The following is a 12,910-nucleotide window of genomic DNA, read 5'->3' on the forward strand; positions in this document are numbered from 1 at the left end:
CCGCCGCGGCGGCACCCCCATGGGCCGGCGTGCCTCGGGCGAGATCCACACCCGGTCGGCACCCGCCGATCCGGCACGTCGCCGACGCCCCGGCGCCGACGACCGCAGCGGCGCTCCCGAGCGCGCGGACAGGCCCGCCGACGACAAGCGGGCGAAGGGCGCCGAGGCGGACGCGACCAGACGTGCCGCCGCGAAGAAGGCCGCGCCGAAGAAGCCGAAGCCGACCGGCGGTGCGGGGCCGAAAGTCGGCACGAAGCCGTCGGGTGCGAAACCGACGGGCTCCAAGCCGGCAGGCTCGAAACCGGCAGGGGCGAAACCGACGGGCTCGAAGCCCGCCAGGACCCCCTCGGACAAGACCCCGCCGTCGAAGGACACCACCCGGAAGAAGACACCCGGCACCCCGGCAGGCCACGAGACGCCGAGGAAGCGCCGGCTTCGCGCCGGTGCGGCGGCCGCGAGCGCGGTGTCGGCCGCAGATCTTCCGGCCGACGCGTCGGCCGGCGACTCGACGACCCCGCCGACCGGCACGGACATGCGCACCCGCCGAGGGTGGGCGTCGGGCGCAGGCTGGGGCCGCGCCCTGATCGCGCTCGCCTCGGTCGCGGTCCTGCTGTGCACCGGCTACGCGTGGAACACGATGTCCGACCTCGAGTCGAGCATCACGCAGCTCGGCGGGCTCGGCCTCGGCGGCGCCGAGGACGGCGCCGTCGACATCCTCCTGGTCGGCACCGACTCCCGCACCGACGCGCAGGGCAACCCACTCTCCCCCGAGGAGATGAAGCTGCTCCGTTCCGGCGACGAGGTCGCCACCAACACCGACACCATCCTGCTGATCCGAATCCCGGAGGACGGCTCGTCGGCCACCGCCATCTCCATCCCGCGCGACTCCTACGTCGACGTGCCCGGGATCGGGATGAGCAAGATCAACGCGGCCTACGGCACCACCCGCGAGGGGGTGCGCGCCCGCGCCGTCGAGGCCGGCAAGTCCCCCGAGGAGGCGGAGAAGGAGGGCACGCTCGCCGGCCGGAAGGCGTTGGTGGACACCGTCGCCAAGCTCACCGGCGTCCACGTGGACCACTACGCCGAGGTCGGCCTGCTCGGTTTCGTCCTGCTGACCAACGCGGCCGGCGGCGTCGACGTCTGCCTCAAGGCCCCGGTCCGCGATCCCTACAGCGGCGCCCGCTTCCGCGCCGGGGTCCAGACCCTGGACGGCCCCAAGGCGCTCAGCTTCGTCCGCCAGCGCCACGGACTCCCCCGCGGCGACCTCGATCGCATCACCCGCCAGCAGGCGTTCATGGCGTCGCTGACGCAGAAGATGCTGTCGGCGGGCACCCTCACCGACCCCGGCAAGCTCCGGGAGCTGCAGGATGCGGTGGCCCGCACGATCGTCATCGACGACGGCTGGAACATCCTCGACTTCGCCGACCAGCTCAAGGACCTCAGTGGCGGCAAGGTGAAGTTCGCGACCATCCCGATCGTCACCGAGCAGGGCTGGAGCGAGGACGGGCAGCAGAGCGTCGTCGAGGTCGACCCGCAGGCGGTGAAGGTGTTCACCGACGAGCTGCTCACCCCCAAGAAGGACAACGACGTCGCCCGCGGCGACTACAAGGTGGACGTGGTCAACGCCGGCACCATCGACGGCCTGGGCGCGAACGTCTCGAACATCTTGACCAACAAGGGATTCCAGCCCGGCACCACGTCGAGCGGCAAGGCCGACACCAAGGACTCGGTGGTCTTCGCGAAGGAGAACAACGACGCCGCGCGGGTCCTCGCGAAGGACCTCGGCGGCGTGAAGATCGTCGCCGACGACTCGCTCGCCGACGACCAGCTCAAGGTGGTCCTCACCAACACCTACGACGGACCCGGCTCGCTTAACGACACCGGCGATCAGGCCGACAACGTCCCGGCCAGCGAACGCGTCGGCAGCAAGCAACCCCCGATCACCGCGGGCACGAAGGGGCCGATGTGCGTGAACTGACCCCGAACACCGTCACCGACGCCGTCTTCGGCGCGGTCGCCGACCACTCGCGTCCGATGCTGACCTACTACGACGACGCGACCGGTGAGCGGACCGAGCTCTCGGCGGCGACGCTGGGCAACTGGGCGGCCAAGACCGGCAACTACCTGCTCGACGAGATCGGCCTGGCCACCGGGGACGTCGTCGTGGTCGACCTGCCCGAGCACTGGCAGACCGCCGGCATCCTGCTCGGCGCATTGTGGGCGGGCGCCGATGTGCACTGTGGCGGAAGCGATTCCGATCTCGACGCCGCCGTCGTGTTCACCTCGCTCGCCCGCCTCGACGATCATCCGGACGCCGACGAGGTCGTCGTCGCCTCGCTCGATCCGTTCGCGCTCCCGCTGCGCGACCTCCCGCCCGGCGTGGGTGACTACGGGTCCGCGGTCCGAGTGCACGGCGACCAGTTCGTCTCCCGCTCCCCCGCTGCGGCCGCGCTCCACGGCACGCCGACCGCCGAGGTGATCGCCGCGGCCCGCGCGGCCGCGGAGACCGACGGCATCTCGCCGGGAACCCGGGTGGCCTCGGCCCGTCCCTGGCACACCGCGGACGGCATCCGCGACCATCTGCTCGCCCCGCTGGTCGCCGGCGGCAGCCTGGTCCACGTGGCGGCCGGCACGCCGGAACGCCTCGCCGCCGTCGCCGAGGTCGAGAAGGCCGCACTCGTACTCTGATCCGTCCGGTTCGTCGCTCTCGCCCGACCCGATCGGCGACGTTCGCCCCACGGGCGCGCGTCTCGTGCGGCACAGTGGGGACATGCGACTGCCGAAAGCCCTCGCCCGATTCAACAAGGTCGTCACCAACCCGATCCAGCGACAGTGGGCGCCGCACCTGCCGCCGTTCGCCATGGTCGAGCACGTCGGCCGCAAGACCGGGAAGAAGTACTCGATCCCGGTGCTGGCCTTCGTCGAGCGCGACAAGGTGACCATCATCCTGACCTACGGCAGGCACACCGACTGGGTGCGCAACGTCCAGGCCGCCGGATCGTTCGGCCTGATCCGCAAGGACCGGCACTACCGGGTGACCGGCCCGCGCGTCGTGCCGTCCGATTCCCCCGACCTCGCGCGCGCGGCGAAGATCCCCGCGCTGCTGTTCGAATCGGCGCTCCTGGGCACCCTCATCGAGGACTGATCCGCGATGGCCGACGACCCGCTCGACGATTTCGCCTCCGAGGACGTGACCCTTCTCGGCCGGACACGACGCGTGCACCGCAAGGGCAGCGGTCCCGCGGTCATCGTCATCGCCGAGATGCCCGGCATCAGCCCGAAGGTCGCGAACGTCGCCCGACGCATCGCCGATCGCGGCGCGACCGCGATCATGCCGTCGCTGTTCGGCGTCGACGGCCGCGACCCTCGCCCGGACAACCTCGGCGTGGTGGGCGGGGTGACCAACATGCTCGGCACCATGGCCAGGGCGTGCATCTCCCGCGAGTTCACCGTCCTCGCAACGGGAAAGACCTCACCCGTCGCAGACTGGCTGCGGGAGCTGGCCGCCCGCGAGCACGACCGCTGCGGCGGCCCCGGGGTCGGCGCGGTCGGCATGTGCTTCACCGGCGGGTTCGCGCTGGCGATGGCGACCGACGAGCGGATGGTGGCGCCGGTCCTCTCCCAGCCGTCGTTGCCGTTCGCCCTGCTCCCGGGACGCGGCCGCAGCATCGACGTCTCCGACGCCGATCTCGCCGTCGTGCAGGCGCGATGCGCACGGGGACTGCAGGTGATGGGCCTGCGTTTCGCCGGCGACCGCCTGTCCCCGGGGTCGCGTTTCGAGCACCTGCGCGAACTCCTCGGCGACGCCTTCCTCGCCATCGAACTGCCCGACGACTCGGCGAACCCGGATTCGTTCCTCCCGCAACCGCATTCGGTGCTGACCGAGGACCTCGTCGACGAGCCCGGCCAGCCCACGCGGGAGGCCTTCGACCGGGTTCTCGACTTCTTCGCCGACAAGCTCGACCTGTCCGGGCCGGGCGGCGACGACGCGGCCGACCGGGGCGGCGGCGTCCCGCCCTCGCGGTGAGGGCGGTGCCGACAGGTCTCGGCTACTCCCCGAGCAGCTTCTGCTGCAGCGCGGCGTCCTTCTCGAGCACCATCTGCTCGAGCCCCTTCTGGAAGGACACCATCCGTTCGCGCAGTGCGGCATCCGACGAGGCGAGGATGCGGACCGCGAGCAGGCCGGCGTTGCGCGCGCCGCCCACCGACACGGTGGCGACCGGGACGCCGGCGGGCATCTGCACGATCGACAGCAGCGAGTCGAGGCCGTCGAGATGACGCAGCGGCACCGGCACGCCGATCACCGGCAACGGCGTCGCCGAGGCGACCATGCCCGGGAGATGGGCCGCGCCGCCGGCTCCGGCGATGATGACCTCGATGCCGTTGTCCGCGGCGCCGGCCGCGTAGTCGAGCATGCGCTGCGGAGTGCGGTGCGCCGAGATCACGCCGACCTCGAACGGCACGTCGAACTCGGCGAGGGCCTCGGCCGCCGCCTGCATCGTCGGCCAGTCGGAGTCGCTGCCCATGATCAGGCCCACACGTGGACCGGCCTTGAATTCCGTTGTCTCACTCATGAATGCACATCCCATCCATCGGTCCACGTCCCGTGCGACATCCAGGTCGCCGCACGCTCGGCGCGCTCGCGCACCGCCTCCACCGTCTCACCCTCGCGGCCGACGATGTTCACGTGGCCGATCTTGCGGTCCTTGCGCTCGCCCTTGCCGTAGAGGTGCACCTTGGCCTCCGGCATGCGCGCCATGAGGTGGTGCAGGCGCTCATCCATCGACATCTCGGGCGCTTCCGGCGCGCCGAGGATGTTGGCCATCACGGTGAGCGGCGCGCTCGGCGCCGGGCTGCCCAGCGGGTAGTCGAGGACGGCCCGCAGGTGCTGCTCGAACTGCGAGGTGACCGCACCGTCCATGGTCCAGTGCCCGCTGTTGTGCGGACGCATCGCGAGCTCGTTGACGACGAGCGCGCCGTCGACGGTCTCGAAGAGCTCCATCGCCATCACGCCGACCACACCGAGGTCGTCGGCGAGCCCCATCGCCATCTGCTGGGCGCGCGCGGCGACCTCGTCGTCGAGCTCCGGTGCCGGGGCGAGCACCACGGCGCATTGCCCGTTGCGCTGGATGGTCTCCACCACCGGCCATGCCGCACCCTGGCCGAACGGCGACCGCGCGATCATCGCCGACAGCTCGCGGCGCATCGGCACCTTCTGCTCGGCGAGAAGCGCAGGCGCGTCGGCCGGGTAGTCGTCGAAGACGGCCAGTGCCTGCTCGCGTCCGTCGACGAGCCAGACGCCGCGACCGTCGTACCCGCCGCGCACGGCCTTGATGACGATCGCCCAGTCGTTGGCCTCGCCGAACTCGACCAGCCGGGCGCGGGCGGCCTCGCGGTCGCCGGACAGGTCGGCGAAGCCCGGTACCGGCAGGCCGAGTTCGGCCAGCCGCGTCCGCATCGCGAGCTTGTCCTGGGCGTAGTGCAGGGCCTTCGACGGCGGGAGGACGGCGACGCCCTCGGCCTCGAGCGCCTGCAGGTGGTGCAGCGGAACACCCTCGTGGTCGAACGTCAGCGCGGCCGAACCGGCGGCGGCGCGACGCAGGTCGTCGAGTTCGTCGTGGGAGCCCAGCACGATGTCGGCGCTCACCTGCGCGGCCGGGTCGTCCTCCGACGCGGCGAGCACGCGCAGGCACTGACCGAGCGCGATCGCGGCCTGATGGGTCATGCGCGCGAGCTGGCCGCCGCCGATCATCGTGACCGTCGGCATCCCCGACGCCGACTTCTTCGCCCGGCCCGCCTCCGGGGCGGGCGGTACCGGAGAAGTCGAGGTCACGGGTGCTGCGTCCGACTCGGGTGAATTCACGCGAACCATCGTGGCATGCCCGCCGCGGCATGCGCACAGCCGCCCGCAGAACGGGTGCCGGGATTTTGTTTCGTACACTCGGATCTTGTGCCATTGATCGACGAGTTGATCGCTCGCCTCCCAGCGCCGGTCCGACGTCTCGTCCTACGGCACCACGAACTGATCAAGTTCGCGATGGTCGGCGGCACCACGTTCGTCTTCGACCTCGCGGTCTTCTACTCGTTGAGCCTGACGATCCTCGAGTCGAAGCCGGTGATCGCGAAGGTCATCGCGGGCGTGCTGGCGACCATCCTGAGCTACATCCTCAACCGCGAGTGGGCGTTCAAGAACCGCGGCGGCCGTGAGCGCCATCACGAGGCCCTCCTGTTCTTCCTCATCAGCGGCATCGGCGTCGTCCTGCAGGCCGCGCCGCTGTACATCGGCAACAACGTCTTCGACATGCGCGCGAACCTCAGCGTCTCCGAGGTCGTGGTCGTCGACTTCGTCCTCGGCTACATCATCGGCAACCTGCTGCAGATGGCGTTCCGGTTCTGGGCCCTGCGGAAGTTCGCGTTCCCCGAGGAGCTGCTGCACGGCGGCGAGGCCGGATCGACCGATCTGCACCCGAGCATCGCCGACCTCAACGATGAGGAACTCGGTCACGCCTGAGGCCGTCCGGCCCGGCGCCGTCGGGAGCCGCGCCCGGCCCTGACTCGTCGCCGTCCGTGTCGTCGTCGTCCGTGTCGTCGTCGTATCCGCTCACATCCCGGGACGGCACGACGATGGCGAACACCGGCGGGCGACGCTCGGTGAGCTCGAGCCGGCCGCCGTCAGCCTCGATCAGGGCACGTGCCAGCGACAGTCCCACGCCGCTGCGGCCGGCGCCCTGGCCGGCCGAGAAGCCGCGCCGGAAGATGTGCGCGGAGATCTCGTCGGGCACCCCGGGCCCCTCGTCGGAGACGGTGATGCGGACCAGGTCGCCCGACTGGAGGGTGCTCACCGCGATGCGGCAGGTGCCCTGCCCGTGTTGCAGCGCGTTGTCGACGAGGACGCTGACCGCCTCGCGCAGGCGACCCGACTGCGTGGTGAACGCCTGCGGAGACCCCTCGTAGGACACGGTCAGCTCCCGCCCCTGCGCCTCGAACGCCTGCCGGAAGTCCTCGGCGAGCGTCGTCAGCATGTCCCCCACGTCGACGATGTGGGGTTCGACGTCGGAGTCGTCGGCGCGGGAGGCCTCGACCAGCTCGTCGAGCTCGGTGGCGAGTCTCTCGACCTGGTCGAGCGCCGCCTCCGCCTCGGCGACGACGGCCGGGTCGTCGTGCAGGGTGAGTTCGTCGAGCCGCAACTGGATCGCCGTGAGGCGGCTGCGCACCTGATGCGACGCGTCGCCGGCGATCTCGCGCTCGCGTTCCAGCCGCAGCGCCAGCGCGGTGTTGGCGTCGGCGAGCGCCCTCGACACCCGGTCGAGTTCGGCGATGCCGTACATCTTCCACTTCGTCCGGAAGTCGGGGCGGGTGAGCGTGGCGGCCCGGTCGGCGAGGTGGGTCAGCGGTTCGATGATCCGGCCGGCGCTGACCGCCGCCACGACGGAGCCGCCGATGATCGACGCGACGGCCACCAGGATCACGGTGCCGGACGCGGTGACCTGGTCGTCGAGCACCTGGTCGCGCGGTATCGACAGCGCGATCGTGCCCGCGCCGCCCAGCCCGATCGACTCCGTGACCGCGGGGCCGTCGAAGTCGTCGCCGATGACGGTGCGGTGGACCGTGCCCTGATCGTCGGGGTAGGTGATGACCAGGCGCCCGTCGGGCGGCAACAGCAACTCGAAGGACTCGCGGTCGACCGACTCGGGGGTGAGCGTCCCGTCGGCCCCCTCCTGGCGGATGAGCTGATCGGCGATCACCTTGAGCCGCCCGTCGAGCTCCTCCTGGGCGATGTCCGACACCCACCACCAGGCGACGACGCTGAGCGGGATGCCCAGCAGGCACCCGACCGCGACCAGGACCGTGATCATGGTCGTGATCAGGCGACCGCGCATCGAGCTCTGTCGCTTCACGGTGTCGGCCTCATCCCGGCGTCGGTGTCATCGGGGCGTCAGGCGTCGTCGGCGCCTGGAGGGCCGCCGGTGCCTCGAGTGCCGTCAGGGCGTCAGGGGTCATCACGGGCTCAGGGGTCGAACCTGAACCCGACGCCGCGCACGGTGACGATGTGCCGGGGCCGGTGGTGGCGGTCGTCGCCGATCTTGCGGCGCAACCACGAGATGTGCATGTCGAGGGTCTTCGACGACCGGAGGTCGGCCGAGCCCCACACCTCGGTGAGGATCTCCTCGCGGGTGACGACCTGGCCGGCCCGTTCCATCAGGAAGCGCAACAGGTCGAACTCCCGGTTGGCCAGGGTGAGGTCCTCCCCGTCGACGAGGACGCGGCGGGCCCGGGCGTCGAGCCGGATCGACCCGCCCTCGAGCACGAGATCGCCGTCGACCGGCTGTCGCCTGCGCAGCAGGGCCCGGACCCGGGCGAGCAGTTCGGCCAGCCGGAACGGTTTGCCGACGTAGTCGTCGGCGCCGGCGTCGAGCCCGACGACGAAGTCGACCTCGTCGGTGCGCGCGGTCAGCATGAGCACCGCGAGCGACGGGCGTCGGGCGCGGACCCGGCGGCAGACCTCGAGGCCGTCGAGGTTCGGCAGCCCGAGATCGAGGATGAGCAGTCCGTACCGCGGGTCGAGGGCCTTGTCCAGTGCATCGGTGCCGGTGGCCACCACGTCGCACTCGTAGCCCTCGCGTGTCAGGGCGCGCGCGAGCGGCTCGGCGATCGCGGCGTCGTCCTCGGCCAGCAGTACGTTCCTCATCGCTCGCGTACCCCACGCTCCCCGCGCTCGTCGGGCCGGCCGGCGACGCGGCCCGGGGGATCGTCGCGCGGGTCGTCGAAGCGGTCGTCGTCCTCGCCGTACATCTCGAGAACCTCGTGGTAGAGCAGGGCGTGGACCTTCTCCACCTGCGGGATGTCGTCGAAGGACAGCGGCTCGTCGGACGCCGACTCGATGACGAGCGTGCCCGTCCGCAGCATCCGGTCGACGAGGCCGTGCCGGAACTCGACGGTGTTGATCCGCCGGATCGGGATGTCAATGCCGGACCGGGTGAGGATTCCGTTGCGGAACATCACGCGTCGGTCGGTGAGGACGAAGTGGGTCGTCTTCCACGAGAGCAGCGGCCGCGCGAAGTACCAGATGAAGCCCAGCGCCCACATCAGGCCGACGATGATGCCGAGCACCGTCTTCGGGGTCTGCCCCAGCGACGACCCGACGATGACGCCCGCCAGGACGCCGCCCGCCGCGGTGATGACCGCGAACACCAGGAGCGGCGCCAGCAGACACTTCCAGTGGGGGTGCCGGTGGAGGACGACCCGTTCCCCAGGCGCCAGGTTCTCCCGCGGGTATGCCATGCGGCCCAGCTTAATCGGCACGGGCCCGCACCGGGCTGTGCTGAGTAGACTGCGAGACGACCGGTACCGATCGACCGCCGAGCACGTGGGCGGTCGGCGAGGAGAGTGGAATGAGCTACCAGGACCCGCGCGGCCCGCACCGGGATCCCGATCCCCGGACGGCCCGATACGAGCCCGGTTACAACCCGGATTCACGTGCGTACGGCCAGCAGGGCGACCCGTACGGAGGGGCGTACCAGGCCCCCTACCCGGGCGACCCCTACCCCGCCGACACCCGCGGGGCCGCTCCCTACCGCGCCGCGGACGGCTACGCCGACAAGCCTCCGGCGCGCCGCGGCCCCCAGGTGAATCCGGCGACCTTCGCCGGCGGCGTGGTGATGACCGGCGTCGTCACCGGCCTGGCGGCGTGGCTGGTCGCCTGGATCATCTCCGCATTCGTGGAGAAGGTGAACGAGTCCGGCAAGCTCGGCGTGTGGAATCCCGTTGCGAACAGCGAGATCTGGTTCGGCGTCGTCGGATTCCTCTGCGCGCTGGCCGCGGGGGCGCTCTGGTACGTGCTGCAGCTGATCACCCCGGCGCCCAACCAGTTCTATCGCTGGATCGTGGCGCTGCTGCTGATCGCGGCCGTGGTCATCCCGATCCTGACCTACCGTCAGGTGTCGGTGGGCATCGAGACCGCGATCGTGCATCTGGTCATCGGCCTGCCGTCGCTGACGATCATCCCCGCGATGGGGAACAAGAGCCTGCAGCGGTAGCGCCGCGGGCGGAGCGGCTAGACGGGCCGCAGGTGGGTGACGTCGCCCGCCGCGGCCACCACTTGACGCCCGTCCGCGTCGACGACGATCCGGCCCGACGCGTCCACCCCGGTCGCGGTCCCGATCACCTCGTCGTCGCCCGGGAGCACCAGCCGGACCCGGCGCCCGATCGTGTCGCTGTCCTCCCGATACCGCTCGGCGAGCCCGTCGACGTCGTGCGGCCAGAGGTCGAGCAGCTCGGAGAGCGCGCGCAGGTAGGCCGCGGCGAGCTCGGTCGACGGCACGTCCTTGCCGGTCGCCAGCCGCAACGACGTGGCGGTGGGCACCGGCAGCTCGTCGGCGGCCATCGTCGTGTTGAGCCCGGTGCCGATCACCGCCACCCCTCCGTCTCCTCCGCGGGTGTGGGGCGAGCGGGTGTACTCCGACAGGATCCCGGCGGTCTTGCGTCCGTCGATCAGCACGTCGTTGGGCCACTTGAGGGCAGGGCGCACCCCGCACACCTCGGCGATGCCCTGCACGGCGGCCAGCCCGGCCAGCAGCGACAGCCAGCCGAGGTATTCGGTGTGGTCGCCGACGTCCACCGCCGCCGACATCGCCAGTTGCGTCCCGCGCGGCGCGGTCCACGTCCGCGCGTGCCGGCCGCGGCCCGCGGTCTGGTCGGTGGTCAGACGGACCGTTCCGTCGATCTCCTCGGTGGCCGCCCGGGTCACCAGGTCGGCGTTGGTCGACCCCGTCGCGTCGACCACCTCGATCCGGTGCCAGCGCGTGTCGGCGAGTCGTCTCCGGAGCAGGTCGGCGTCGAGCGTCATGTCTGAAGAACCTACCCCGGCCGCCCCGGGAGCAGACGACGGCGGACTCGGGACGGGCACACCCCCGCCGACCTGCGAAACCACCGCTGACCAGGGCACCGACCGATCGCTCGGGAACCTGAGGGATATCTCACGTTGATCCGGTTGACGTGGCTCACATCCGGGTCGTTAGCATCGTTGGTCATGACCACAGCTTCACGCGACGACTCCGCCGCTCCTGACATCCACACGACTGCGGGGAAGCTCGCAGATCTGCGTAATCGTCTCGAAGAGGCGAAGCACCCCGTGGGCGAGGCCGCCGTCGAGAAGGTGCATGCCAAGGGCAAGCTGACCGCCCGCGAGCGGATCACCCATCTGCTCGACGAGGGGTCGTTCGTGGAGCTCGACGCCCTCGCCCGGCACCGGAGCACCAACTTCGGTCTCGCCGAGCGTCGTCCGGTCGGCGACGGTGTGGTCACCGGCTACGGCACCATCGACGGTCGTGAGGTCTGCGTCTTCTCGCAGGACTCCACCGTCTTCGGCGGCAGCCTCGGCGAGGTCTACGGCGAGAAGATCGTCAAGGTCATGGATCTCGCGGTCAAGACCGGTCGCCCGCTGATCGGCATCAACGACGGCGCCGGCGCCCGCATCCAGGAGGGCGTGGTCTCGCTCGGTCTGTACGGCGAGATCTTCTACCGCAACGTCCGCGCCTCGGGCGTCATCCCGCAGATCTCGCTGATCATGGGCGCCGCGGCCGGCGGTCACGTGTACTCCCCCGCGCTCACCGACTTCATCGTCATGGTCGACCAGACCAGCCAGATGTTCATCACCGGCCCCGACGTCATCAAGACCGTCACCGGCGAGGAGGTGACGATGGAGGAGCTCGGCGGCGCGAACACCCACATGGCGAAGTCGGGCACCGCGACCTACGTCGCCTCCGACGAGGAGGACGCGCTCGAGTACGTCAAGGAGCTGCTGAGCTACCTGCCGAGCAACAACCGCGCCGAGCCGCCGCGCCTTCCGGTCGCACAGCCGGCCGCCGGGTCGATCGAGGACACCCTCACCGAGGAGGACCTCGAGCTCGACACGCTGATCCCGGACTCGCCGAACCAGCCGTACGACATGCACGAGGTCATCCGTCGCATCCTCGACGACGACGAGTTCCTCGAGGTCCAGGCCGAGTACGCGACCAACATCATCGTCGGCTACGGCCGCGTCGACGGCCGCAGCGTGGGCATCGTCGCCAACCAGCCGACCCAGTTCGCCGGCTGCCTCGACATCAACGCCTCGGAGAAGGCCGCCCGGTTCGTCCGCACCTGCGACGCCTTCAACATCCCGATCGTCACCCTCGTGGACGTCCCGGGCTTCCTCCCGGGCACCGACCAGGAGTACAACGGCATCATCCGCCGCGGCGCCAAGCTGCTCTACGCCTACGGCGAGGCGACGGTCGGCAAGATCACCGTCATCACCCGCAAGGCCTACGGCGGCGCCTACGACGTCATGGGCTCCAAGCACATGGGCGCCGACGTCAACCTCGCCTGGCCGACCGCCCAGATCGCGGTCATGGGCGCCTCGGGCGCGGTCGGCTTCGTCTACCGCAGCCGCCTGAAGGAGGCCGAGCAGAAGGGCGAGGACGTCGACGCGCTGCGCCTCGAGTTGCAGCAGGAGTACGAGGACACCCTCGTCAACCCGTACGTCGCGGCCGCCCGCGGTTACGTCGACGCGGTCATCCCGCCGAGCCACACCCGCGGCCAGATCGCGACCGCGCTGAGGCTCCTCGACCGCAAGGTGGTCAACGTGCCGCCGAAGAAGCACGGGAACATCCCGCTGTGACCGGGACCCCCACGAACGAGGCAACTGTGAGCGACAAGAGCGAAAACGCTTCGGAGAAGCCGTTTCTGACGATCGTCAAGGGCAACCCGACCGACGAGGACGTCGCCGTGCTGGTGACCGTCCTCGCCGGTGCGGCCTCGGCCGGCGGCGATCAGCAGCCGCAGCCGCGCGACGACTGGGGTCGGCCGATCGACAAGCTGCGTCCCGCGCTGTGGGGCCAGCCGACGAGCTTCACCAACCTCCGCTGGTGAC

The 12,910-nt window shown here is 70.8% G+C and carries 14 protein-coding genes; 8 read left to right on the forward strand and 6 right to left on the reverse strand.

Annotation, left to right across the window (positions count from 1 at the left end; all coding sequences use genetic code 11):
- Nucleotides 1-19 precede the first annotated feature (19 nt).
- The 4 genes from GP2_RS17085 to GP2_RS17100 all read left to right on the forward strand — a co-directional run bounded on the left by GP2_RS17085 (nt 20) and on the right by GP2_RS17100 (nt 4,027).
- Entirely contained in the window at nt 20-1,978 is a 1,959-nt protein-coding gene (locus GP2_RS17085; RefSeq protein WP_083900273.1) for an LCP family protein, read from the forward strand.
- The gene (locus GP2_RS17090) at nt 1,966-2,688 is read left to right on the forward strand and encodes a TIGR03089 family protein (protein ID WP_006901793.1); all 723 of its coding nucleotides are present in this window, start codon (nt 1,966-1,968) and stop codon (nt 2,686-2,688) included. The genes GP2_RS17085 and GP2_RS17090 overlap by 13 nt, the downstream gene beginning before the upstream one ends.
- Nucleotides 2,689-2,770: 82 nt before the next feature.
- Nucleotides 2,771-3,145, forward strand: a complete 375-nt coding sequence (locus tag GP2_RS17095; protein WP_006901794.1) for a nitroreductase family deazaflavin-dependent oxidoreductase — start codon at nt 2,771-2,773, stop codon at nt 3,143-3,145.
- A 6-nt stretch (nt 3,146-3,151) separates the two neighbouring features.
- Nucleotides 3,152-4,027, forward strand: coding sequence for a dienelactone hydrolase family protein (locus tag GP2_RS17100; RefSeq protein ID WP_006901795.1), 876 nt, complete (start codon nt 3,152-3,154; stop codon nt 4,025-4,027).
- Between the two features lie 22 nt (nt 4,028-4,049).
- Here GP2_RS17100 and purE read toward each other — a convergent pair whose 3' ends face one another.
- Nucleotides 4,050-4,574 (reverse strand): 5-(carboxyamino)imidazole ribonucleotide mutase, encoded by a 525-nt coding sequence (purE, locus tag GP2_RS17105; RefSeq protein ID WP_006901796.1) that lies wholly within the window; start codon nt 4,572-4,574, stop codon nt 4,050-4,052.
- Nucleotides 4,571-5,872 carry a 5-(carboxyamino)imidazole ribonucleotide synthase gene (locus GP2_RS17110; protein WP_040527332.1) on the reverse strand — a complete coding sequence of 434 codons (1,302 nt, stop codon included), beginning with the start codon at nt 5,870-5,872 and terminating at the stop codon, nt 4,571-4,573. The genes purE and GP2_RS17110 overlap by 4 nt, the downstream gene beginning before the upstream one ends.
- A 78-nt stretch (nt 5,873-5,950) precedes the next feature.
- Here GP2_RS17110 and GP2_RS17115 point away from each other — a divergent pair, with 78 nt between their 5' ends.
- Entirely contained in the window at nt 5,951-6,511 is a 561-nt protein-coding gene (locus tag GP2_RS17115) for a GtrA family protein (RefSeq protein ID WP_040527333.1), read from the forward strand.
- On the opposite strand, the gene GP2_RS17120 is transcribed toward GP2_RS17115, so the two are convergent.
- From GP2_RS17120 to GP2_RS17130, 3 genes are all read right to left on the reverse strand, one after another.
- Nucleotides 6,483-7,880 (reverse strand): sensor histidine kinase, encoded by a 1,398-nt coding sequence (locus tag GP2_RS17120; protein WP_040527338.1) that lies wholly within the window; start codon nt 7,878-7,880, stop codon nt 6,483-6,485. The two genes, GP2_RS17115 and GP2_RS17120, sit on opposite strands and share 29 nt — an antisense overlap.
- Nucleotides 7,881-8,008: 128 nt before the next feature.
- Nucleotides 8,009-8,689, reverse strand: a complete 681-nt coding sequence (locus tag GP2_RS17125) for a response regulator transcription factor (RefSeq protein ID WP_006901800.1) — start codon at nt 8,687-8,689, stop codon at nt 8,009-8,011.
- Complete coding sequence (locus tag GP2_RS17130; RefSeq protein WP_006901801.1) at nt 8,686-9,282, reverse strand: PH domain-containing protein; 597 nt, start codon at nt 9,280-9,282, stop codon at nt 8,686-8,688. The genes GP2_RS17125 and GP2_RS17130 overlap by 4 nt, the downstream gene beginning before the upstream one ends.
- A gap of 110 nt (nt 9,283-9,392) precedes the next feature.
- Between GP2_RS17130 and GP2_RS17135 the strand changes: the two genes are divergently transcribed.
- Entirely contained in the window at nt 9,393-10,037 is a 645-nt protein-coding gene (locus GP2_RS17135) for a hypothetical protein (RefSeq protein ID WP_006901802.1), read from the forward strand.
- Between the two features lie 17 nt (nt 10,038-10,054).
- Here GP2_RS17135 and GP2_RS17140 read toward each other — a convergent pair whose 3' ends face one another.
- Entirely contained in the window at nt 10,055-10,846 is a 792-nt protein-coding gene (locus tag GP2_RS17140) for a biotin--[acetyl-CoA-carboxylase] ligase (RefSeq protein WP_006901803.1), read from the reverse strand.
- Nucleotides 10,847-11,029: 183 nt separating this feature from the next.
- Here GP2_RS17140 and GP2_RS17145 point away from each other — a divergent pair, with 183 nt between their 5' ends.
- Together GP2_RS17145 and GP2_RS17150 are read left to right on the forward strand one after the other, a co-directional pair.
- The gene (locus GP2_RS17145) at nt 11,030-12,658 is read left to right on the forward strand and encodes an acyl-CoA carboxylase subunit beta (RefSeq protein ID WP_006901804.1); all 1,629 of its coding nucleotides are present in this window, start codon (nt 11,030-11,032) and stop codon (nt 12,656-12,658) included.
- Nucleotides 12,655-12,909 carry an acyl-CoA carboxylase subunit epsilon gene (locus tag GP2_RS17150; protein WP_006901805.1) on the forward strand — a complete coding sequence of 85 codons (255 nt, stop codon included), beginning with the start codon at nt 12,655-12,657 and terminating at the stop codon, nt 12,907-12,909. The genes GP2_RS17145 and GP2_RS17150 overlap by 4 nt, the downstream gene beginning before the upstream one ends.
- The last annotated feature ends 1 nt before the right edge of the window (nt 12,910 follow it).

It is taken from the genome of Gordonia paraffinivorans NBRC 108238, from assembly GCF_000344155.1.
Taxonomy (GTDB): Bacteria; Actinomycetota; Actinomycetes; order Mycobacteriales; family Mycobacteriaceae; genus Gordonia; species Gordonia paraffinivorans.

Coding starts and splice junctions, on each gene's coding strand:
- GP2_RS17085 (WP_083900273.1), top strand. CDS start 20: ATGGGCCGGCGTGCCTCGGGCGAGATCCACACCCGGTCGGCACCCGCC.
- GP2_RS17095 (WP_006901794.1), top strand. CDS start 2,771: ATGCGACTGCCGAAAGCCCTCGCCCGATTCAACAAGGTCGTCACCAAC.
- GP2_RS17100 (WP_006901795.1), top strand. CDS start 3,152: ATGGCCGACGACCCGCTCGACGATTTCGCCTCCGAGGACGTGACCCTT.
- purE (WP_006901796.1), bottom strand. CDS start 4,574: ATGAGTGAGACAACGGAATTCAAGGCCGGTCCACGTGTGGGCCTGATC.
- GP2_RS17110 (WP_040527332.1), bottom strand. CDS start 5,872: ATGGTTCGCGTGAATTCACCCGAGTCGGACGCAGCACCCGTGACCTCG.
- GP2_RS17120 (WP_040527338.1), bottom strand. CDS start 7,880: ATGCGCGGTCGCCTGATCACGACCATGATCACGGTCCTGGTCGCGGTC.
- GP2_RS17125 (WP_006901800.1), bottom strand. CDS start 8,689: ATGAGGAACGTACTGCTGGCCGAGGACGACGCCGCGATCGCCGAGCCG.
- GP2_RS17130 (WP_006901801.1), bottom strand. CDS start 9,282: ATGGCATACCCGCGGGAGAACCTGGCGCCTGGGGAACGGGTCGTCCTC.
- GP2_RS17135 (WP_006901802.1), top strand. CDS start 9,393: ATGAGCTACCAGGACCCGCGCGGCCCGCACCGGGATCCCGATCCCCGG.
- GP2_RS17140 (WP_006901803.1), bottom strand. CDS start 10,846: ATGACGCTCGACGCCGACCTGCTCCGGAGACGACTCGCCGACACGCGC.
- GP2_RS17145 (WP_006901804.1), top strand. CDS start 11,030: ATGACCACAGCTTCACGCGACGACTCCGCCGCTCCTGACATCCACACG.